The following is a 20,196-nucleotide window of genomic DNA, read 5'->3' as shown; positions in this document are numbered from 1 at the left end:
CACGCCACCTCCTTTTCCTCCGTCTGAAATCAGAATATGTAAACTCGTCCTAGATTGCTTGTACCATTAGCCAATGGACAACGAATTGGGAATAGACGGAAAACTCATTTTAATCCGACTATTTCACTAAGAATAGTTTACAAAATGGCTCGTCTATCATTACAATAGTAAAAACGATTCCATTCCATTACGGAGAAGGTGAAGAAGTTGAGCGACAACGCCCGTAGAATGATTCTGAATCTGTTCGTGCAGAATGGAGGCTCCCATAAAGGGGCTTGGCGCCATTCGAGCACCAACGTCGAGGAATTCCATGACGTAAAGTACTTTCAACGGCTTGCCCGGAGAGCGGAAGCCGCTCGGATCGATTCTCTCTTCATCGCCGATGGTCTTTCAATCGAGGCTAAAGCCGTTCAGCACGGTCCGATCCTAGGGTTCGAGCCGCTTACTTTGCTATCCGCTATTGCCGCGGTTACAGAGAAAATCGGACTGATCGCCACCGTATCCACAAGCTTTAACGAGCCGTATAACGTGGCAAGGCTATTCGCGTCGCTTGATCATATAAGCGGAGGACGAGCGGGATGGAACATGGTAACGACCGGCGTGGAACGTACGGCTTATAACTTCGGTTTGGAAACATTGCCTTCGCACGCCGAGCGATACGAGAGAGCCGCGGAGTTCGCCGAAGTCGCTCTCAAGCTGTGGGATAGTTGGGACGGAGATGCGCTTGTACAGGATAAGGCCTCCGGCGTCTACGCGGACCCGGGCAAGGTACGGGATATTCATCATCGGGGGACGCACTTCTCCGTTCGCGGAGCGCTTAACGTGATGCGTTCTCCTCAAGGCAGACCGTTGCTCGTTCAGGCGGGCGCATCCGATTCGGGCAGAAGCTTGGCGGCTAAATACGCGGAGCTCATCTTTACGATTCAGAATTCGATAGACGATGCTAAGCTCTTCTACCAGGACATTAAGACGAGAACCGCTGCTTCGGGGCGGTCTCCGGACAGCATCAAAGTGTTGCCGGGTCTTCACGTCGTCGTAGGAGCAACCCAAGAAGAGGCGGAACGGAAAGCAAGAGAGCTGCGAAAGCTAGGCTCGATCGAACGGGCGGTCATGTCCATCTCCAATCTGCTCGGTATCGACTTCTCCCAATATTCGTTGGACGATCCGTTTCCCGAACTGCCCGATTCTAGCGAAGTAAACGCCTATCAAACTTTCAATCATATGATTAAGAAGATCGTGGAAAAGAAAAAGCCGACGATCAGGGAGTTGTTGGAGAAGCACTGGATCGGAAGCGGGCAGCTGAGCATCGCGGGTACGCCGACGCAAATCGCGGACCTGATGGAACATTGGTTTTTGAGCGGCGCGGCGGATGGGTTCAGCGTTATGCCGCAATTGTCGGCGGATGAATTTTTGGAGACGGTCGTTCCCGAGCTGCAACGCAGAGGACTGTTTCCCGAATCGTACGAAGGAAATACGCTACGCGAAAACCTGGGGCTGGCTAGCGTTCAATAGACGTTAAGGAGGAATAGATGTGACAACGACAACCGATAAGGGCTATCCGAACAGCCATTTAATTACCGATATCGATTGGGTGGAGCAAAATCTCGACACGCAGAACGTCGTTTTCTTGGACGCGAGAGGGAACGGTTACGAGAAAGGGCATATTCCTGGCGCAATCGCTATTAACGTTAAGGAATTGAAGGACGATAAGCATTATGGCTTCGTTTCCGCGAATGACCTTCGTAAGGGTTTGGAAGTTAGGGGAATTAGCGAAAAGAGTACCGTTATCGTATACGATGACGGGGCAGGAGTTGCCGCGGCTCGGGTATTCTACGTATTGGAAGTGTTCGGTTTGAAGGATCGGGTGAAGTTGCTGAACGGGGGGTATGCGGCGTGGGTCGCCGCAGGTAAGCCGACCTCTGTCGATACTCCCGTCGTCAGCCCCTCTTCAATAGAAGTCGTCTCGAACGAACGCGGCGCTATCTACAAAACCGATCTTCAAACCGGTCTTCAAGGCGCGATTATATTGGATGTTCGTTCGACAGAGGAATTTTCCGGAGAAGACAAGCGCTCCAATCGGAAGGGCGGTCATCTAATCGGAGCGATACACAAGGAATGGAAAGACGCGCTCGACTCGGTTGACGAGAAGGGGGTTACCCGCTTTAAGAGCTATTCGGATTTGAAGCGCGACTTCGAATCCGCCGGAGTAAGCGGAAATCACACTATCGTTCCTTATTGCCAGTCGAATCAGCGCGGCGCGCATACGTATTTCGTGCTGCGGTTGCTCGGATACTCCGACGTGCGCCCGTATGAAGGTTCTTGGGACGAATGGGGCAACTCGGACGATACGGAGATCGAGACATAAGTGTAGCCCGCATAAGGGAGCCGGTGTACGAAGAAGGTGATCGATCTTCGGACGCGGCTCCCTTTTAAGTTCACTAATTCTCATTAAAGTTATGAGCAGTTTGTTACATCGTGATTTTTTTCACACAATAATCGGAATCCGAGAGTTACACTGAATTCACAATACAGGTATAGGAGTGATCTGATGTGAAGTCATTCGTCCCGATGGAGACCGACATAGCCGTAACCGATATCCGCGATAGGGTGCTCGAATGTTCTATTAATAGGGCAAAGCATGAGCATGGCTTGCTGAAAGAGGAGCTTCAGGACATCTTCGAGCAAGCGTGCTTGGTAAGAAAGGGCAAAGAAGAATCGCTCTTGAATCGTGAAATCATCGCGTTAAACGAACATGTGAAGCATTTCATTAAAGATTGGAATGACCACACGTTATGGGAGAAATCCGAGTTGTTTCCTCATGCCGCATGGTTACTGGGCGCGGAACCCGATCTATATTCCTTGATGGACCAAGAATATGAGCTAGCCGAAAGATCCATTCAAGCTTTCGTTCAAACCCTTGAAAAGGCGACCTTCCCCATTAAACAAGACGAGGCCTGCAGGATGACCTCTTATTTGATACAAGCCTATGCGATACTTAAAAACCGTTTTCAAGAGGAAGAAGAAATCATGCTGGAATTGACATAAACTAATCACAGCCGACACTAGGAGGAATTGCCATGAAATATCATCATATTTTAGCCGCTTACGACGGTTCCGAAGCTTCCGTCAAAGCATTGTCCCATGCGGTCAAAATCGCCGAAAACCAACAAGCGTGCAGACTGTCGGTTGCGCATGTCGCAAGCCGTCCCGCATACACGATCGCATCCTACGGACTCGTGTTACCGGAAAGCTATCAGGAAAAATGGAAAGAGTACGAGGATGCGCTCGTTCAACAGGCAACGGGGCAAATCGAAGGTTTACCCTATGCGAACGTTGCGGTATTGAAGGGTCATCCGGCAACGGCGATTTTGGATTACGCGAACGATCACGCATGCGACTTGATCGTGATGGGCAACCGCGGATTGGGAGCTTTGAAAGAATGGATGCTAGGCAGCGTTAGTCATCACGTCGTTCAACAAGCGCGGATCCCCGTTTTGATCGTAAAATGAGAAAGACGCCCATCATCGCAAACCCGGCCGCGCCGCCTCCGACGTGAGCCCAGACGTTAATGGCGGGGGATAACACGGAATAGATCAGACCGAAAGCCAATGTGCCGTATATCGTCTTTCGAGTGGCTTCGTCTAAATCGTTTTTTCTGAATACGGCAAGGAATAAATACGCCCCGAATACTCCGTAAATAGCCCCCGAAGCACCGACCGAGCCATACTCGGTACCCGCGTGGATGGCAGCGCTTAACGCGTTGCCAGCTACTCCCGCCGCCAAATAGAAAAGCAAATAACGCAAATGTCCCAGCATTCTCTCCAGAGGCGGAGCGAATACCAAGGTCGAGAAACAATTGAACAACAGATGGTCCCAGCCCGCATGAAGAATAATAGAGGACAAATACCGATACGGTTCGCTTAGCCCGTAGCGATCTAATACCGGTTCTTGGTAGAACGCCCCCCAGATCGTAAGCCGCCTATCGAGAACAAGAAAGTCCAACAAAAAAACGATGAGATTGACGGCCAGAATGATTGTCGTTATCGGATAAAGCTGGAGGTAGCTCCGGAAATTTTCGTACCTTAGAAACATCATTTTAACTCCTCCTCAAGAATAGAACGATAGTTAATCGCTTATGGTACAGTCCTTATCATTTTACACGAATTTTCAAGGAAAGAATGGGGATTTCGCGCTTTATTTCGCTTCATCGGTTCGGTTGCGGAAGGCAAAGGAGCTGTCGCTGCGCGGTAGTCGCGGGCTTTTTTTGTCGGTTGCGAACTCATAAGAAATATGGTTTACAAATTTAGTCAAAGGGAATATAGTTAAGTTACTTCAGAATTTTCCCTTGTGCAACATTTTGTCCCGCATCCATAATATATTTTTTTATCAAATAAGTTGCATTAGGTAAAATTACTTGCCCTAAGAAAAGAATGGAGGATGCTCGGAATGACATTCGATCCCCAAAAGCCGGTTTCCAGAAGAGAAGTGTTGAAATGGGGGGCGGCGGGTACTCTTGGCGTCATTGGCGGCGCGTTATTAAATCCAAGCACATGGTTTGGCAAGACGGTTAAGGCGATGGATAAGCACGAGCTCCATTCGGCGATGCAAAGCCAGCGGCATCAAACGATAACTCATGGCTACGATCCCGGAACGAAGAAAACGAAAGGATTAGAAGCAGCGATAAGAGCGTTGACGGAGTTCGATTACGGGAAAGTCAGTACCCGAGCCGACGGCCGAACGGTTAGAGATTATGAGATCGTCGCCATGGATACGGAAGTGGAGATCGCCAATGGGATTAAGTTTCCCGGCTGGGCCTATAACGGGACGATCCCAGGTCCGACAATTCGCTGTACGGAAGGCGATATCGTCCGCGTCAAGTTCTGGAACGGCTCCAAGCATCCTCACTCGATTCATTTCCACGGCATTCACCCTCCGTCAATGGACGGTATTGAACCTGTACAATCCGGTTCCGAATTTACTTACGAGTTCGAAGCGAGGCCGGCAGGCTTGCATATCTATCATTGTCACATCCCGCCGCTAGCCAAACATATCCACAAAGGATTATACGGCAACTTCATCATCGATCCGAAGAAAGCGAGAGTTCAGGCGCGAGAGCTTAACATGGTCATGAACGGTTTCGATCTGGATTTGGATGGGGAGAACGAAATATACACGGTGAACGGGTATGCTTTCGCATTCCAAGCACGGCCTATCGAAGTCAAAGCGGGGGAACTCGTTCGCATTTATTTAAGCAATTTGACCGAGTTCGACTTGATTAATTCCTTTCATTTGCATGCCAACTTCTTTAAGTATTACGAAGTCGGCGCAGATCCTGACGCGAGGCCTGTGCTAACGGATACGATTATGCAATGCCAAGGACAACGAGGCATTCTGGAGATCGTGTTCCCCGAACCGGGTAAATATATGTTCCATGCGCATCAAAGCGAATTCGCCGAGCTTGGATGGATGGGCTTCTTCGAAGCCAAATGATAAGAAGGGAGGATGTACCGATGCAGGGAGAAGCGACGATTCATAAAACAAAGCCTGCAAGGATGGTATGGTTGTGGGGAGCGATCCCCTTGGTATTGCTTGCCGTTATCATTTATATGTTGTCTAGCCTAGGAACGGGGATCAAGGATGAACCCGTTGCTCCGATCGAAGCGTTGAACGTGGAGAAGATTACCCTTACGGAAGAAGGGTTCAAGGTTAAGGTGCTGAACTCCGGACCGGAGGAGGTAACGATTGCTCAGGTAATCGTGAACGACGCATTCTGGAACGCGGATTTTCATCCGAGTTCTACGATCGGGCGTCTCGGTCAGACGGAAATTTCCATTCCTTACGGCTGGGTTGAAGGCGATCCGTATTCCATTAAGCTCATTACGACGAACGGGCTCATTTTTACCGGCGACGTGGCCGTAGCGGCGTTAACCCCGGTAGCTGACGCGGACCGTTTTGCCCAATACGCCTTAATCGGATTTTACGTCGGTGTCGTACCGATCGGACTTGGTTTATTGTGGTTCCCGTTTCTGCGCAGGTTCTCCGATCGAGGAATGCAAGGCGTGCTTGCTCTAACGGTAGGATTATTGTTCTTCCTTGTCGTGGACACCTTGCAAGAAGGCTTGGAACTCGGAGCCGAAGCGCCGGGAGTGTTCCATGGAACGGCCCTCGTTTGGTTCGGAGCGCTGCTAAGCTTCCTGTTCTTGCTTGCGCTGGATCAGGCTAGCGAGAAGAGAAGCAATTCTAACGGAAAACAAGTCGCATACAAAATCTCAGGAGGAATCGGGCTTCACAATCTAGGCGAGGGACTAGCGATAGGCGCTGCTTTCGCGGCCGGGGAAGCGGCTCTTGGAACGTTCTTGATCATCGGCTTCACGCTGCACAATATTACGGAGGGTGTCGGGATTGCTTCACCGCTTCTGAAGGATAGCCCGACGTGGAGAACGTTCTTGGCATTAGCGCTCGTGGCGGGCGCTCCCGCGATCGTCGGAACTTGGGTCGGCGGATTCGTCTTTAACGATACGTTAGCGGCGATGTTCTTCGGCATCGGTGCTGGCGCGATCATTCAAGTCATCTACGTTATCGGCAAAATGATCGTCAAAGAGGCTGCAAAGAACGGTAAGCCCGCGGTATCCTGGACGAACTTGGCCAGCTTAACGCTTGGGATCGTATTGATGTACGTAACGGCGCTTTTCGTGAGCGTTTAATCCGTTAGCGGAAGAGGAGGTAATCGTATGCCTTTAAACATCGGATGGACGGGGATTTTGCTTCTCGTTTTGATCGCGTTGCTGATTTTCGGTCCCGCGAAGCTGCCGCAGCTGGGGAGAGCGATCGGGACGACGCTCAGGGAATTCCGATCGGGGACGAAGGAGCTCGTTGAAGGAGAAGAAGCGGTACCGAAAAACAAATAAGAGATTAGCCATCTTCCGTTCAGCGGAAGGTGGCTTTTTATTGATCGATATGGTATACACTATAGGGGTATATAATGGAAAGATTAGGGTGAAAATGATGTCGATCTTACATTTAACGGATCTAAATTATGAACAAACGGTAGCCGAAAAGGATGCCGTCTTAGTGGAGTTTTGGGCAGAATGGTGCACCCTATGCAAACAAATGAAGCCTATTCTAGAGGATATCGAGCAAAAATATGCCGATAAGTTGACGGTAGCTATGGTTGATGTCGCTTCCGAATCGTATGCGACGGAAAAAATGGAAGTGATGAGCTTGCCTGCATTGTTTATTTACAAGCAAGGCCGGTTAGTAGGGAAAGTGACGGGGTTCGTGCCAAAAGAAACGTTAACAGGTGCCTTAGATCAGCTAATTCTTTAACCCTTATATTGCGTTACTAGATAAAACGGCAATTATATGCTTAAAATCATGTTGACAATATAGGGTAGGGGGGTATACTATAAAAACAATCAAGAAAAGGAAGTGATACTAGCATGTCTCATTCCAGAATCGCGGTTACGTCTTCAATGAATACGGGCGGAACCCTGTTCCGTCCCGAGCAGCTCGTTCTGATTGGATCCGCCGCCGAACCCGGCACTACGATTGAAATGACGCCTTTCAAACAATTATACGTCTCCGTAGATACGGCACGATTACAGGACGCGCAGCAGGAACTGATTCAAAGCGGCCTAAGGGTGTTGCCTACTGGTTTCGTGACGAAGAGTTTGCAAGCCTGCAACTTTTGCAAAGGAGCGGAAGAAGCGGGATTGTCCTTCGCGCGGAGACTGGACGAAGCGATTTCCGGTCTAGAGGTGCCTGTTCCGCTTAAGATCGGTTATGCCGGATGCGCGCTCGGAACGAGCGAGCCGCTAACGAAAGAGATTTCCGTCGTGAAGATGCGGGATACGTTCGACTTGTACGCAGGCGGGGACGTGAAAGGAATTAAGCCGGTTTTTGCCGAGTTATTGCTGACTAAGCTCGCGGAAGAGGATGTCATTCCCGCCATTCAAAGAATTATCCAACATTATCGGGCTCATTCGAAGGGCAAAGAAAAGTTCAATCGTTTCATAAATAGGATCGGATTGGACGATTTGAGGAAGCTGTCGGATAAAAAATTTTCGCCTTGACATACTATAGGGGGGTATAGTAATATTGCGTTATCGATTAAATGAGAAAGTAATGCAGCATAGGAAATCATGTCGCATAATGTAAATCCGTTACTGGGGCATGATGGTGATATATCAATTATAAGGAATTCCGACGGAAAAGGTGAGGATCATGAGCAGCGCTACTCAAGCAGTATCGGAACAATCGACCGAGCAAGTTACGTTGCAAATTACAGGTATGACTTGCGCGGCTTGCGCCAATCGAATCGAGAAAGGATTAAATAAAATAGAAGGAGTCGCACAAGCAAACGTAAACTTCGCTATGGAGCAAGCTTCCGTAAACTTTGATCCTTCGCAAGTCAATATGGCGCAACTGGAGCAGAAAATTCAAGATTTAGGTTACGGTACGGTCAAAGAAACGATTGATTTCGATATCGTAGGCATGACCTGCGCAGCATGCGCAACGAGAATCGAGAAAGGGCTTAACAAGTTAAACGGAGTCAAAGCTTCCGTTAATTTGGCGCTCGAAACCGCGCACGTTGAATACAACCCTTCGATAGTCAGTTCGGCGGACATGATGAAGAAAGTCGAACAATTAGGCTATAAAGCGAAACCGAAGAGCGAAAAAGCGAACGAAGGCGCAGGCGACCGCAAGAAAAAAGAAGTTCGTCGGCTTCAACTGAGATTGCTTGTATCGGCGATTCTTTCTTTGCCGCTTCTATGGGCGATGGTTGGCCACTTCTCCTTTACTCAGTGGATATGGGTACCCGAGACGTTCATGAATCCGTGGTTTCAATTAGCTCTGGCCACGCCGGTTCAATTCATTATCGGCAGCCGATTCTACATCGGCGCTTATAAAGCATTGCGCAACGGCAGCGCGAATATGGACGTACTCGTTGCCTTAGGAACGTCGGCCGCGTATTTCTACAGCTTATACTTAACGATCGAATCGTTGAACGCGCACGGCCATCACCAAGTCGAAATGTATTACGAGACGAGTTCCGTTCTAATTACGTTGATCTTGCTTGGCAAAGTATTCGAAATGCTTGCGAAGGGCCGTTCGTCAGAAGCCATTAAGGCATTGATGGGCCTGCAAGCTAAGACGGCTATCGTCATTCGGGACGGCCAGGAAATCAGCATTCCGGTCGAAGATGTAGTTGCCGGGGACGTATTCCTAGTCAAACCCGGCGAAAAAGTGCCGGTAGACGGAGAGATACTCGATGGAACCTCGGCAGTCGATGAGTCGATGCTGACCGGGGAAAGCATTCCCGTCGATAAGCGTGCCGGCGATCAAGTGATCGGGGCAACGTTGAATAAAAACGGAGTTCTTAAAGTCAAAGCAACGAAAGTCGGCAAAGAAACCGCCCTCTCCCAAATCATCAAAGTCGTCGAGGAAGCGCAAGGCTCCAAAGCACCGATTCAACGAGTGGCCGACGTCATCTCCGGAATATTCGTTCCGATCGTCGTCGCGATCGCGGTCCTGACTTTCTTGGTCTGGTACTTCGCGGTAGAACCCGGAATTTTCGCGGAAGCGCTGGAGAAAGCGATCGCGGTTCTCGTCATTGCTTGCCCGTGCGCTCTCGGACTCGCAACGCCTACATCGATCATGGCCGGTTCCGGCCGCTCCGCGGAACTCGGCATTTTGTTTAAGGGCGGAGAGCATTTGGAAACGACTCATCACGTTCAAACCGTCGTATTGGATAAAACCGGTACGGTTACGAAAGGGAAACCGGAGCTGACCGACGTTCGAATCGAACAAGGCTATGATCGGGAACAACTGTTGTCCTGGGTAGGCGCCGCGGAGAAGAACTCCGAGCATCCGCTCGCGGAAGCGATCGTGGCAGGTATCGTGGAGCAAGGAATCACGCTTCCGTCCACGGAATCGTTCCAAGCGATTCCCGGTTACGGTATCGAAGCTACCGTCGAAGGAAACAAATTGCTCGTCGGTACGCGGAAATTGATGGCGCAATATCAAGTGAACGCGGACAAGGCTTTCGAGGAAATGAGCAACCTGGAGTCCGTAGGGAAAACGGCGATGCTAGTTGCGGTTAACGGACAGTACGCGGGAATGGTCGCCGTCGCCGATACGATCAAAGAAACGTCGAAGCTGGCCGTCGCCAGAATGAAGCAGCTCGGCCTGCAAGTCGTGATGATGACCGGCGACAATGAACGTACGGCGAAAGCGATCGCCGGCCAAGTAGGAATCGACCACGTGCTTGCGGAAGTGTTGCCGGACGGCAAAGCTAACGAGGTTAAGAAGCTGCAACAAAGCGGGAAGAAAGTCGCTATGGTCGGCGACGGAATCAATGATGCGCCGGCGCTTGCCACCGCCGATATCGGCATGGCGATCGGAACGGGAACGGACGTGGCCATGGAAGCCGCGGACGTCACCTTAATGCGCGGAGATTTGAACAGTATTCCCGATGCTATCGCAATGAGCAAAAAACGATGTTAAACGTGAAGCAAAACCTGTTCTGGGCGCTCGCATACAACGTCATCGGCATTCCGATCGCGGCGCTCGGGTTCCTTGCTCCGTGGTTGGCCGGCGCGGCCATGGCGTTAAGCTCCGTATCCGTTGTCTTGAACGCGTTACGCCTGCAAAGAGCAAAAGTATAATATTACGCAAAAGCGTTAAGATGTTGTTGGAGGGATCGTATGAAACGAATATTTTTCATAGGTTTGATGGCGGTTATGTTAGCTTTGACCGCTTGCGGTAAACAAGACGCTCAAGTATCGGGCGGTCATGGAGCGCATGAAGAGAAGCATAACGAGGAGCATAATGAAGGGCAAAACGGGGAGCAAGCAGGCGAGGAGACGTCCAAGACGAAAGCGATATGGACATGGTCGTCTGAAACTCCGCAATCGAATGAAGAGCTAACGATTACGACTCGAATTCAGACGTTGGACGGGAAAGCGGTCGAGCAATTCGATATCAACCATGAGAAGAAGCTTCACCTTATCCTCGTAAGCAAAGATTTGTCGTATTTCGATCATCTCCATCCTGAATACAAAGGCAAAGGCGAGTTCGAGGTGAAGACGAAGTTCCCGGCAGGAGGAGAATACAAACTCATCGCGGATTATAATCCGACCGGCGATACGGCAACGACTCAATCGGAGTGGATTAAAGTATCGGGCTCTTCCGGGGAAGAGGCTCCGATCAGGCCGTCGGAAGCGCATTCCGTCGTCGTAGACGGGGTTGAGGTTACGCTGGAGAACGATCATCCGCAAGCGGGCGAAGAGTTTGAATTGGACTTTAAGCTCACGGATGCGTCCAATAAACAACCGATTACGGATTTGGAGCCTTACTTGGGCGCAGTCGGACATGTCGTTATCTTGAGCGAAGATACGGAGCGGTACTTGCATGTTCACCCGATGGATGAGAAGGCGTCCGGCCCCGACGCGAAATTCATGACGACTTTCCCGCAAGCGGGCATCTATAAAATTTGGGGGCAATTCCAACGCAACGGGAAGACGTTCGTCAGTGCTTTTGTCGTAGAAGTCGAATAAACATGTTATTTACCGCGGTTGACCCTTAGTTATGCCAATAGCTAAGGGTCGGCTTTTTTTCGTATATCGATTTCGTTATCTTGTCTTAATATTCGATTGTCCGTACATTTTGCTTATTTTGCGGTATAGTAAGAGAACTGTTTATGCTGACGGGGGGGTATCGTTGTGCCGACGGTCAAGACAAAGTATTTCGATTACGGGCTGGAAGAGATGGAATCGTTAGCCCGCGCCGATTCTCGGTTGGGAGCGGCAATAAAGCGAATGGGCAAGGTGGAGCGGGTCATCATTCCCGATTTGTTCGCCGCGCTCGTCCATGCCATCGTCGGTCAGTTAATCTCGGCTAAGGCAGTCCATACGATATGGGGAAGAATGCAGGAGCAACTAGGCGAAATTACTGCTCGCAATATGGCACAGATAACGGCCGACCGAATCCAAAACTGCGGAATTACGATGAAAAAGGCCGTATGTATTCAGCAAATTTCACAGTCCGTAGTCCAAGGTACTCTAGATCTGGATGAGTTGCATAGGTTACCCGACGAAGAGGTTATCAAGAAATTATCGTCATTAAACGGAATTGGCAAATGGACGGCGGAAATGTTGTTAATCAACGCTATGGAACGACGGGACGTCGTCAGCTGGGGAGATATCGCCATACGCCGAGGAATGATGAAGCTGTACGGCCTTGATAATTTGTCGAAGGAGCAATTTGAACGCTATCGTCGAGGGTACTCGCCGTTAGGTTCTATTGCTTCTATCTACTTGTGGGAAATTTCATTTCAATAATTATCGTTTAGGAGAAAGCACTTGATGGAAAATACGATCAAAAAACAGTTATTGGAACTAGCGGAGCCGGAGTATCGGAAATTCGCCGCCGCGCTCATCCCGAACATAGACAATGTGTTAGGCGTTCGGCTGCCCGCTCTGCGCAAGCTTGCGCGATCCATCGCGAAAGGGGATTGGCGCACATATCTCCGGCATGCGGAGAGCGAGTACTTCGAGGAAGCGATGCTGCAGGGGATGGTCATTGGATACTTGCAAACGGACATTGAAGAAATGCTTCGTGCGATCGCCGATTTTGTGCCGAAAATGGACAATTGGTCCGTCTGCGACAGCTTCTGCATCGGTCTTAAATTCACGAAGACGAACAAAGACCGAGTGTGGGATTTCCTGCAGATTTACTTATCGTCCGATAAAGAATATGAAATCCGGTTTGGCGTGGTCATGCTACTGGATTATTACGTGGAAAAGGAATACATCGATCGGGTGCTGCAAAGATTGGATGCGATCAAGCATGACGGCTATTACGTCAAGATGGCGGTCGCTTGGGCGATCTCGATCTGTTACGTGATCTTGCCTGAGCCGACCATGGCGTATTTGACATCCCCTTGCTCATTGGATGATTTCACGTATAACAAAGCTTTGCAAAAAATTACCGAGTCAACGCGAGTCGATCAACCTACGAAAGCGATCATCCGCGGGATGAAACGCAAATAACAAGAGGAATCAGGGCTCGAAACCCGCTTGGCTGATAAAGATCTCGTCTTCGTTAAATACTTGCCGCAGCCTCTCGTACACGACACGGTAAGCCGTCGGTTCATTCCACTTCTCCAATCCTATCGTTTCATACAAAGCATGCAATCCTAAAGCTCGAGTTCGTTTGCCTCCGCTGCCGTCACCCATAACATAATCGTCCAAGCATACCCGATTAACCAATGGTCGCAACTTTTCCGCAAATGCCTCGCTGCTAGGGAGCAGCGGGGCTATCGTTGCTTGAGTCGGAACTCCTGCTTCGGCCAGCAATCGTAGGGTTTTGAACCTTGCCGCTAAGGGAGGGGCTTCCGGAGTAAAAACTTTGCGAATGTCCTCCCGGTCGGTCTCGATCGTCATGCTTACTCGAACCTTGTCCTCGAGACGTAACAGGAGATCGATATCTCTGCTGACAAGCGGGCTTCGAGTCTGAACGAGCAAGAAATCGGGCGGATCGCCGACCATTACCTCTAATAAAGAGCGAGTAATTCGTTCTTTGTGTTCGATGGGCTGGTAAGGATCGGTACTCGATGACATGAAGAGGGTAACGGGCCCTTTCGTTTTGGCTTTCCGCAGTTCCTTACGGAACACAATTGCCGCATCTTGCTTGATGTCGACCCATGTTCCCCATTCCGCGCCGCGGAATATCGATACCGGCATCTGCCTAACGTAACAATAGGAACAAGCGAAAGAGCAACCCGTGTAAGGATTAAGAGAGTGGCTATAACCGCTAAGGAAGCCGGTTCCTTTATTTAGCAACGTTTTCGGCGTTTTGTATAAGTATTGCGTGTTCATTGTATGCTCCCTCAATTAAGCATCATTTCGCATCGTGAAAGATAATGCCCAAGCTATATCTTGACCCGGAAGTGATCGTACCGACGCCATGGCGAAGAGTTGTTCGATAATAACCTCGGGAGCCGGATACCGGGCGATATCGGGTTGGGAAAATCAGCCCTTCGCCTTGCTCCAGCGTAATGACGTGTCCCCGGCTTTGCGCCCGCGGCCGCTGCTCGACAAGCAGAAACTCGCCTCCGGAGTAATGTTCGCCTCTTTGGTTGAGGGCGAACACGACTTGGAAGGGAAAAGCGACATCCCCATACAAATCTTGATGCAGACAATTATAGCCGCCGGTCTCGTATTTCAAGATCAATGGGGTAGAACGCGTCTGCCCTTCCTTGTGGCAATGCTCCAGAAACTGTGACAGATTGGACGGGTACAGGGCAGATAGTCCAAGCCGCGAGAGCCATCGGTTGGCTGTCTTCGCGAGCTCGGGATACAATCCCTCGCGAAGCTGGTTTAGCAAGGAAGGGAGGGGAACGTCGTAATATTTGTACTCCCCGATGCCAAACCGGTAACGGGCCATATCGATCGTCGCGCGAAATCGTTCTTGTTCTCCATAAGTGCCGATGAGTTCCTCGCATGAAGATGTGCTAAGCAATGAGGGGAGTTTCGCGTAACCGTTCTCGTCCAAGCTGAACTGAATCGATGTCCAATCAAGCCGTTCAATTCGTTCGGCCAATTGCTCCGACATGGAATCTACCTCTTTTCCGGTAAGGTTGCTTTTTCCAGATCCAACAGCTTCGTTTTCATTTCCATACCGCCCCGATATCCCGTCAATGCTCCGTTCTTCCCGATGACGCGATGGCATGGAACCGTAATGAGTACCGGGTTAGCCCCTATGGCAGCGCCTACGGCTCGAACCGCCGCGGGTTTGCGAATCCGTTCGGCAATATCGGAGTAAGATTTGGTTTGACCATAAGGGATATCGCTTAGGGCGTTCCAGACGGCGAGTTGGAACGGAGTACCTCGGAAATCAAGGGGCATCGTGAATTTTACGCGCTTCCCTTCCAAATACTCGATTATCTCGTCAACATAGCGCTTAAGCTTTTCGTCTTCCCGTATTAACCGGCTGCCCGGGAAACGGGCATGAACCCAATCGGCTAATTGCTGCAATGGCTGATCGGGAGAACCAACGTAACACAATCCTTCGTTAGTAGCCGAGAGGTGCAAGTTCCAATTCCGATATGTTAAAGTTGTCCAGTAGACGGTAATATTAGTTTGATCGTTCATCATCGTTTGACTCCTTTATTGGATCGATTCGGTTATTGCGATAAGCTTCCGGAGTAAGGCCGGTTCTTTTTTTGAACAAAGTTATGAAATAGGGAGCGCCAGGCAATCCGACTTCCTTGCCGACCTCGGCAATGGATTTGTCCGTCGAAGCGAGCAGTTCCTTGGCTGCGGCGATCCGAATCCGTTGGATGTATTCTACCGGAGTGACGCCTTGGACTTTCTTGAAAATCCGATGCAAATGATAGGGGCTGCCATGGCTCATGTCGGCCAGATGCTGCAGGGTTAGCTTCTCGCGATAGTAATGTTCGATATAAGTCGTAACTAAGCCGACCCATTCGTCATCCGGCAGCCGTTGCCCGGTCGGTTTACATCGCTTGCAAGGGCGATAACGGGCAGATAAAGCTTGCTCCGCGGTTTGGAATAAGCCGATATTTTCTTTTTTGGGCGGTCTAGATTTGCAGGAGGGCCTGCAAAAAATACCCGTGGTCTTAACCGCGTAATAAAACTGTCCGTCGAAGGATGCATCGTTGTTCACAATGGCCTGCCATTTATCTTCCGTTAATTTTACGGTATGTCCCATTGACCATCACCTCCACGAACAGTATAACCGCAATGATATCCGTTTGTACGTTTTCTCGAATGGATTAGCAAGATATCGAAATGTAAACCTTACTCGAAGGAGATCTCGCATCGTGAATTTACTAGCGGAAGAGTCTAGCGAATTTAATGTAAGGATCAAGGTGTTCGAGACGACTCGGTTATACGGAGAATTGGGCAAATTTCGTTGTTTGCAATTCTCCGACGATGCGGTGCAAGGAGCGATCGACCTCAAAAATCCAAAGCGGATCGTGTTGGAGTATCAGAAAGCGATGATCCAATTAATGACATTAATTAACCCGGAATTCAATCGAGCATTCGTGATCGGACATGGCATTGGAACGATTGCCGCCTATTATTCGGACAAGAAAATCAAGGTAGCGGAAATCGACGCCAAGGTCGTGGAATTGAGCAGACGGTTGTTCGATTACCGGCTAGATAACGTCGTCGTTGGAGATGGCCGGGATGTCCTTAACGACGAGCGTTCCGATTTCTATGATTACCTCGTCGTGGATGCATTCACGCCTATGGGAACGCCGCTTCGCCTCACGGCTTTAACTTTCTTTCAGATGACAAGCGAGAAGCTCAATTCGAGCGGAACGCTGTTTATGAACGTATTTGGCAAACCGAACAAAGATAGGTTGATCAACGCGATCTATTCGACGCTAAGAGAAATCTATCCTTACACGAAAGCGTATAGTCTACCGGCAAAAGACGACTCTGAAGTTCGAAATATGATCCTATTGGCAAGCAAAAAACCGATAGTTCTTCCTGGTAAAAATAAAGCCGGCCTGTCAGAGATCGAGTTGGAAGAGGGTCATCTCATCCTGGACAATGATCGTGGCATTCCGGACCGGAAATAGAGGCGGATTAGACGTTCACCTAACCGGTTGGATATTCATACTCTAACCTTGGAGTTGGATATAAAGGAGTGGATTGGTTGAATAAATTGACCTTGGAAACAGCCAAACGGTTGCTTGCCGTGGCGGAACAGAAAGCTCGTTCCATGGGACTTAACTGCGATATCGCGATTGTCGACGAGGGGGCCAATCTCGTAGCGTTCTATCGTATGGACAACGCTCGGATTGGCGGGATCGACATATCCCAGAACAAAGCTTGGACCAGCGTAGCCATGCAGATGCCGACCGCCAACCTGGCTCAATCCGCGCAGCCCGGAGGAGCGACGTTCGGAATCAATACTACGAATCACGGCAGGCTCGTTATTCTTGGCGGGGGCATTCCGCTCATGCGCGAAGGCAAGTTGGTCGGAGGGATCGGAGTGAGCGGCGGGACGAGTGCCCAAGACATCGAAGTGGCCACGGCAGCCGTTCAAGCATTCGAAAATACACGCGGAAACGCAACGATTGCCACGGGACGAATCGGTTCGATGCACTTAAACGGATGAACCGCGGCCTGTCGCGAGAGCGGCAGGCTTGTTATCCGGACAGTAAAGGAGGTGAAAGGGCGTCGACTACGTAATACCGAATAGAAAACAGCAGGCATTTTCCATTGAGCTTGTATTGGGGCAATAAAACAAACCAATATAAGATAAGGTGGACAACGCAAATGAATATCCGAACTAGGAGATTGTCGATACGCAGCTTCAAGAACGAGGATTGGCAAGCCGTGCTCGGCTATTCCTCGGACAAGCAAGTGATGAAATACATGCCGGCAGAAGCGTTCACGGAGAAGGCTGCCAAGGAATTCGTTGCCCGGCAATCGGGAATCCATGCCGAGAATTATGCCGTAGTTCTAAACGAAGGGAATATCTTGATCGGTCACATGGTTTTTCATAAGTGGTTCGGAGAGCATACTTATGAGATCGGTTGGGTGTTCAATCGAGATTATCACAACAAAGGTTATGCATCGGAAGCCGCGCAAGCTATATTGAATTATGGCTTTGAGGAATTGAAACTCCATCGGATCATCGCGACTTGCCAGCCCGAAAATACGGCATCGTATCGCGTGATGGAGAAGTGCGGGATGAGAAGAGAAGGTTTTTTCAGAAAATGCATCCTAAAAGATGCCGAGTGGCGGGACGAGTATTTCTACGCGATTCTAGAAGAAGAGTGGATGTCCCGTTCATCATAAACAACAGCCTGCCGCTTCATGCGGCAGGCTGTTGTTATGATTCCCATCTGAGGACATATGTCCTTTCCAAGCAATCAGGAAATATTTTTTAATAAACGAGATATCAAATGCAGGGAGAGTAAATATGAAAGGAATCCTATTTGCGTTGATGGGCGGAGCCTTCATTACGCTGCAAGGAGTAGCCAACTCCCGGATCAGTCAATCCGTCGGCACTTGGCAGGCGGCGACGATAACCCAATTTACCGGTTTTATTACGGCATTCCTTATCCTCGTTCTTATCCGAGACGGCAACTTGCAACGGTTTAAGCAGGTGAAGCCGATCTATTTGTCCGGCGGCGCCTTCGCGGCGGTCGTCATCTTCAGCAACGTCAAAGCCATTCAGCAGATTGGCGTCACGCTTACGATATCCGCTCTGCTCATTGCCCAACTGTGTTTGACTTTTATCATTGATCGGTACGGTTGGTTCGGAATGGCGAAGCAAAAGTTAGCGTTGCCGCAATATCTGGGCATAGGGATGATGATTGCCGGCGTGATCATTCTGGGGGTATGATTGTGCGGAGGTGACATCGGGTTATGAAACAAAGATTAGATCGAGAACTGTTGAATGACTATATGCGAGTTCATCGCATAGAATCCGTCTTTAATGAACGATTATTGCCGTATTTGTCGCTGTACGACTTTGATCAAGACGAGCTCATCTGTTCCCAAGACGATCCGGCACAGTATTTATACATCCTCGTGAAGGGCAAGCTCAAGATTTATACGACGTCTCCCGAGGGGAAAACGCTCATTCTCTCCTTTAAGACGCCACTCGAAGTGATCGGAGATATCGAATACGTACGCGGAATGGACATCATGAATACGGTGGAGGCCGTATCGCCGGTCCGCATGATCGGGATCCAGTATCGTTGGTTAGATCAATACGCCAAAGACGATCCGGCTCTGCTGAAATTTTTGCTGAATATCATTACCGACAAGTTTGCCATTAAATCCGATTCCATGCGGTTTAATTTGATGTATCCGGTGGAAGTAAGGTTGGCGAGTTATCTATTATCCATTTTCTTTGACGATACCGATCGATTGCTTAATGATCAAATAAGCCCTTCTAGTCTAACGGACGCCGCGAATTTAATCGGAACGAGTTATCGGCATTTGAATCGGGTGCTCCGACGATTCTGTTCGGATGGGCTGATCGAGCGCAAGAAAGGTTTTATTCTCATTAAGGACAGAGAAGGGTTAAGCGCGCTGGCCAGCCAGAACATCTATGAATAAATAGGAGTGTAGGCTATGGTTCAAGGACTTTTGTTATCGATCGTCGCAGGTTCGTTAGTGGGTTTGCAAAATATTTTCAACAGCAAGGTGAACGAACGAGCGGGAACTTGGACCACTACCGCGCTCGTGTTGGGACTAGGGTTTCTCGCCTCTTTGGCTTTTGGTTTGCTCTTTGAAGGCAATCAATTGTTTGCAATGCAAAATATGAAGACGTGGTATTGGTTCAGCGGAATGATCGGGGTAGGTGTGGTCGTCTGCCTCGTACAGGGGATAAAGCTGCTTGGTCCTACTTACGCCATTTCCATCGCTCTGAGCTCGCAGCTTGGATTTGCTCTATTATGGGACTCGTTAGGTTGGTTAGGCCTTGAACAAATCCCTTTTACTTTCAAGCAGTTGATCGGAGTGCTCGTTATCGTCGGAGGGATCGTTTTATTTAAATTCGGCGGGTCGTTCAAGAATGGAGCCGCACATAATTAGCTAAGTTATATTTTCGGAGAGCTATGCTTCGTCTCATTGAACCTCTTTCTGAATTCATGTAAACTGACTTTAGAAATGAGGGAGAAGCAATGGATAGCGAAATCACTCCGGAAACCAGAAGATTAATCGAAACTTTCGAGAAATTCGCCAGAGCCGATTGGCGCAGGCAATCCATTCAACGAATAAAACCAAGCGAGATCAGAGTATTGATGCGGATTAAGGAGATTGCGAGCGAGAGCGATCAAGGGGTCATGGTGTCCGAGATCAGCAGAAGGCTGGCCATCACTTCGCCGACGGTTACTCAGATTATCAAAAGCTTGCATCATAACGGTTATATCGAGAAAGCAGTAGACGCCAAAGACCGGAGAGTGTCCGATATTAGATTGTCGGCAAGCGGCGAAGAAATCGTGCGAAAGATGGGGCAGCGCATAGAACAAGCATTCACCGGTCTAATCGAGAAATTAGGCAAAGAGCAAAGCGAAACTTTAATCTCGCTGCTCGATCAAGTGTTTGAATACTTCGATAAAGACGCTAAATACCTTTTTGATTAATATAGGGCATATCGATAAAATAGCTCAATCTACCAAGCCAACCCGATTGCGGC

The 20,196-nt window shown here is 49.4% G+C and carries 24 protein-coding genes and 1 pseudogene; 20 read left to right on the top strand and 5 right to left on the bottom strand.

Going from position 1 to position 20,196, the window contains the following annotated elements; translation table 11 throughout:
- Positions 1 to 207 precede the first annotated feature (207 nt).
- The 4 genes from FPL14_RS00765 (at position 208) to FPL14_RS00750 (ending at position 3,509) form a co-directional block, all read left to right on the top strand.
- Complete coding sequence (locus tag FPL14_RS00765) at positions 208 to 1,512, top strand: LLM class flavin-dependent oxidoreductase (RefSeq protein WP_229263733.1); 1,305 nt, start codon at positions 208 to 210, stop codon at positions 1,510 to 1,512.
- 19 nt (positions 1,513 to 1,531) lie between these two features.
- The gene (locus tag FPL14_RS00760; protein ID WP_182301229.1) at positions 1,532 to 2,365 is read left to right on the top strand and encodes a sulfurtransferase; all 834 of its coding nucleotides are present in this window, start codon (positions 1,532 to 1,534) and stop codon (positions 2,363 to 2,365) included.
- A gap of 185 nt (positions 2,366 to 2,550) precedes the next feature.
- Positions 2,551 to 3,045, top strand: a complete 495-nt coding sequence (locus tag FPL14_RS00755) for a hypothetical protein (RefSeq protein WP_182301228.1) — start codon at positions 2,551 to 2,553, stop codon at positions 3,043 to 3,045.
- Positions 3,046 to 3,077: 32 nt separating this feature from the next.
- On the top strand, positions 3,078 to 3,509 hold the full coding sequence (locus tag FPL14_RS00750; protein ID WP_182301227.1) for a universal stress protein: 432 nt from the start codon (positions 3,078 to 3,080) through the stop codon (positions 3,507 to 3,509).
- On the opposite strand, the gene FPL14_RS00745 is transcribed toward FPL14_RS00750, so the two are convergent.
- Positions 3,457 to 4,095 carry a rhomboid family intramembrane serine protease gene (locus FPL14_RS00745; RefSeq protein ID WP_182301226.1) on the bottom strand — a complete coding sequence of 213 codons (639 nt, stop codon included), beginning with the start codon at positions 4,093 to 4,095 and terminating at the stop codon, positions 3,457 to 3,459. The genes FPL14_RS00750 and FPL14_RS00745 overlap by 53 nt on opposite strands.
- A gap of 351 nt (positions 4,096 to 4,446) precedes the next feature.
- Here FPL14_RS00745 and FPL14_RS00740 point away from each other — a divergent pair, with 351 nt between their 5' ends.
- The 9 genes and pseudogenes from FPL14_RS00740 (at position 4,447) to FPL14_RS00700 (ending at position 13,052) form a co-directional block, all read left to right on the top strand.
- The gene (locus FPL14_RS00740) at positions 4,447 to 5,490 is read left to right on the top strand and encodes a multicopper oxidase domain-containing protein (RefSeq protein WP_220471199.1); all 1,044 of its coding nucleotides are present in this window, start codon (positions 4,447 to 4,449) and stop codon (positions 5,488 to 5,490) included.
- 20 nt (positions 5,491 to 5,510) lie between these two features.
- Positions 5,511 to 6,704: a ZIP family metal transporter gene (locus FPL14_RS00735; protein WP_182301224.1), complete on the top strand. Its 1,194-nt coding sequence runs from the start codon at positions 5,511 to 5,513 to the stop codon at positions 6,702 to 6,704.
- Positions 6,705 to 6,731: 27 nt separating this feature from the next.
- Positions 6,732 to 6,908, top strand: coding sequence for a twin-arginine translocase TatA/TatE family subunit (gene tatA / locus FPL14_RS00730; RefSeq protein WP_182301223.1), 177 nt, complete (start codon positions 6,732 to 6,734; stop codon positions 6,906 to 6,908).
- Positions 6,909 to 6,957: 49 nt separating this feature from the next.
- On the top strand, positions 6,958 to 7,326 hold the full coding sequence (locus FPL14_RS00725; protein WP_229263924.1) for a thioredoxin family protein: 369 nt from the start codon (positions 6,958 to 6,960) through the stop codon (positions 7,324 to 7,326).
- 113 nt (positions 7,327 to 7,439) lie between these two features.
- Positions 7,440 to 8,072 carry an NAD(P)/FAD-dependent oxidoreductase gene (locus FPL14_RS00720; protein WP_182301221.1) on the top strand — a complete coding sequence of 211 codons (633 nt, stop codon included), beginning with the start codon at positions 7,440 to 7,442 and terminating at the stop codon, positions 8,070 to 8,072.
- Between the two features lie 151 nt (positions 8,073 to 8,223).
- Positions 8,224 to 10,667 (top strand): annotated as a pseudogene (locus FPL14_RS00715) (heavy metal translocating P-type ATPase).
- A 39-nt stretch (positions 10,668 to 10,706) separates the two neighbouring features.
- Entirely contained in the window at positions 10,707 to 11,558 is an 852-nt protein-coding gene (locus FPL14_RS00710) for a hypothetical protein (protein WP_182301220.1), read from the top strand.
- 165 nt (positions 11,559 to 11,723) lie between these two features.
- Positions 11,724 to 12,341, top strand: a complete 618-nt coding sequence (locus FPL14_RS00705; RefSeq protein WP_182301219.1) for a DNA-3-methyladenine glycosylase family protein — start codon at positions 11,724 to 11,726, stop codon at positions 12,339 to 12,341.
- A 24-nt stretch (positions 12,342 to 12,365) separates the two neighbouring features.
- Entirely contained in the window at positions 12,366 to 13,052 is a 687-nt protein-coding gene (locus FPL14_RS00700) for a DNA alkylation repair protein (protein WP_182301218.1), read from the top strand.
- Positions 13,053 to 13,061: 9 nt separating this feature from the next.
- On the opposite strand, the gene FPL14_RS00695 is transcribed toward FPL14_RS00700, so the two are convergent.
- Genes FPL14_RS00695 through FPL14_RS00680 form a run of 4 tightly spaced genes read right to left on the bottom strand, consistent with a single transcriptional unit; the run spans position 13,062 to position 15,735 of the window.
- Positions 13,062 to 13,880: an SPL family radical SAM protein gene (locus tag FPL14_RS00695; RefSeq protein WP_182301217.1), complete on the bottom strand. Its 819-nt coding sequence runs from the start codon at positions 13,878 to 13,880 to the stop codon at positions 13,062 to 13,064.
- Between the two features lie 22 nt (positions 13,881 to 13,902).
- Positions 13,903 to 14,616: a 2OG-Fe(II) oxygenase gene (locus tag FPL14_RS00690; protein WP_182301216.1), complete on the bottom strand. Its 714-nt coding sequence runs from the start codon at positions 14,614 to 14,616 to the stop codon at positions 13,903 to 13,905.
- Positions 14,617 to 14,621: 5 nt separating this feature from the next.
- A complete protein-coding gene (locus FPL14_RS00685) occupies positions 14,622 to 15,155 on the bottom strand; it encodes a methylated-DNA--[protein]-cysteine S-methyltransferase (protein ID WP_182303783.1) in 534 nt (177 codons plus the stop codon).
- Complete coding sequence (locus FPL14_RS00680; RefSeq protein ID WP_182301215.1) at positions 15,139 to 15,735, bottom strand: bifunctional transcriptional activator/DNA repair enzyme AdaA; 597 nt, start codon at positions 15,733 to 15,735, stop codon at positions 15,139 to 15,141. The genes FPL14_RS00685 and FPL14_RS00680 overlap by 17 nt, the downstream gene beginning before the upstream one ends.
- 112 nt (positions 15,736 to 15,847) lie before the next feature.
- On the opposite strand from FPL14_RS00680, the gene FPL14_RS00675 reads away from it, so the two are divergent.
- The 7 genes from FPL14_RS00675 (at position 15,848) to FPL14_RS00645 (ending at position 20,143) form a co-directional block, all read left to right on the top strand.
- Entirely contained in the window at positions 15,848 to 16,615 is a 768-nt protein-coding gene (locus tag FPL14_RS00675) for a spermidine synthase (protein ID WP_229263732.1), read from the top strand.
- A gap of 77 nt (positions 16,616 to 16,692) precedes the next feature.
- Positions 16,693 to 17,157, top strand: a complete 465-nt coding sequence (locus tag FPL14_RS00670) for a GlcG/HbpS family heme-binding protein (RefSeq protein ID WP_182301213.1) — start codon at positions 16,693 to 16,695, stop codon at positions 17,155 to 17,157.
- 161 nt (positions 17,158 to 17,318) lie between these two features.
- The gene (locus FPL14_RS00665) at positions 17,319 to 17,843 is read left to right on the top strand and encodes a GNAT family N-acetyltransferase (RefSeq protein ID WP_182301212.1); all 525 of its coding nucleotides are present in this window, start codon (positions 17,319 to 17,321) and stop codon (positions 17,841 to 17,843) included.
- A gap of 124 nt (positions 17,844 to 17,967) precedes the next feature.
- A complete protein-coding gene (locus FPL14_RS00660; protein ID WP_182301211.1) occupies positions 17,968 to 18,393 on the top strand; it encodes a DMT family transporter in 426 nt (141 codons plus the stop codon).
- A 23-nt stretch (positions 18,394 to 18,416) separates the two neighbouring features.
- Positions 18,417 to 19,115, top strand: a complete 699-nt coding sequence (locus FPL14_RS00655) for a Crp/Fnr family transcriptional regulator (RefSeq protein WP_182301210.1) — start codon at positions 18,417 to 18,419, stop codon at positions 19,113 to 19,115.
- A gap of 15 nt (positions 19,116 to 19,130) precedes the next feature.
- On the top strand, positions 19,131 to 19,592 hold the full coding sequence (locus tag FPL14_RS00650) for a DMT family transporter (RefSeq protein WP_182301209.1): 462 nt from the start codon (positions 19,131 to 19,133) through the stop codon (positions 19,590 to 19,592).
- Positions 19,593 to 19,681: 89 nt separating this feature from the next.
- Positions 19,682 to 20,143: a MarR family winged helix-turn-helix transcriptional regulator gene (locus FPL14_RS00645; protein WP_182301208.1), complete on the top strand. Its 462-nt coding sequence runs from the start codon at positions 19,682 to 19,684 to the stop codon at positions 20,141 to 20,143.
- Positions 20,144 to 20,196: the final 53 nt, after the last annotated feature.

The sequence above is a fragment of the Cohnella cholangitidis genome (assembly GCF_014107495.1).
In the GTDB taxonomy this organism is placed as follows: Bacteria; Bacillota; Bacilli; order Paenibacillales; family Paenibacillaceae; genus Cohnella; species Cohnella cholangitidis.
Note: the sequence above shows the minus strand (reverse complement) of the source record. Positions and strands in the feature narration are given on the sequence as shown.

Bases quoted from the DNA above. Each gene is read 5' to 3' on its own strand.
- FPL14_RS00750 (WP_182301227.1), top strand. From the start codon at position 3,078: ATGAAATATCATCATATTTTAGCCGCTTACGACGGTTCCGAAGCTTCC.
- FPL14_RS00745 (WP_182301226.1), bottom strand. From the start codon at position 4,095: ATGATGTTTCTAAGGTACGAAAATTTCCGGAGCTACCTCCAGCTTTAT.
- FPL14_RS00740 (WP_220471199.1), top strand. From the start codon at position 4,447: ATGACATTCGATCCCCAAAAGCCGGTTTCCAGAAGAGAAGTGTTGAAA.
- FPL14_RS00735 (WP_182301224.1), top strand. From the start codon at position 5,511: ATGCAGGGAGAAGCGACGATTCATAAAACAAAGCCTGCAAGGATGGTA.
- tatA (WP_182301223.1), top strand. From the start codon at position 6,732: ATGCCTTTAAACATCGGATGGACGGGGATTTTGCTTCTCGTTTTGATC.
- FPL14_RS00725 (WP_229263924.1), top strand. From the start codon at position 6,958: ATGGTATACACTATAGGGGTATATAATGGAAAGATTAGGGTGAAAATG.
- FPL14_RS00720 (WP_182301221.1), top strand. From the start codon at position 7,440: ATGTCTCATTCCAGAATCGCGGTTACGTCTTCAATGAATACGGGCGGA.
- FPL14_RS00710 (WP_182301220.1), top strand. From the start codon at position 10,707: ATGAAACGAATATTTTTCATAGGTTTGATGGCGGTTATGTTAGCTTTG.
- FPL14_RS00700 (WP_182301218.1), top strand. From the start codon at position 12,366: ATGGAAAATACGATCAAAAAACAGTTATTGGAACTAGCGGAGCCGGAG.
- FPL14_RS00695 (WP_182301217.1), bottom strand. From the start codon at position 13,880: ATGAACACGCAATACTTATACAAAACGCCGAAAACGTTGCTAAATAAA.
- FPL14_RS00690 (WP_182301216.1), bottom strand. From the start codon at position 14,616: ATGTCGGAGCAATTGGCCGAACGAATTGAACGGCTTGATTGGACATCG.
- FPL14_RS00685 (WP_182303783.1), bottom strand. From the start codon at position 15,155: ATGAACGATCAAACTAATATTACCGTCTACTGGACAACTTTAACATAT.
- FPL14_RS00680 (WP_182301215.1), bottom strand. From the start codon at position 15,735: ATGGGACATACCGTAAAATTAACGGAAGATAAATGGCAGGCCATTGTG.
- FPL14_RS00665 (WP_182301212.1), top strand. From the start codon at position 17,319: ATGAATATCCGAACTAGGAGATTGTCGATACGCAGCTTCAAGAACGAG.
- FPL14_RS00660 (WP_182301211.1), top strand. From the start codon at position 17,968: ATGAAAGGAATCCTATTTGCGTTGATGGGCGGAGCCTTCATTACGCTG.
- FPL14_RS00655 (WP_182301210.1), top strand. From the start codon at position 18,417: ATGAAACAAAGATTAGATCGAGAACTGTTGAATGACTATATGCGAGTT.
- FPL14_RS00650 (WP_182301209.1), top strand. From the start codon at position 19,131: ATGGTTCAAGGACTTTTGTTATCGATCGTCGCAGGTTCGTTAGTGGGT.
- FPL14_RS00645 (WP_182301208.1), top strand. From the start codon at position 19,682: ATGGATAGCGAAATCACTCCGGAAACCAGAAGATTAATCGAAACTTTC.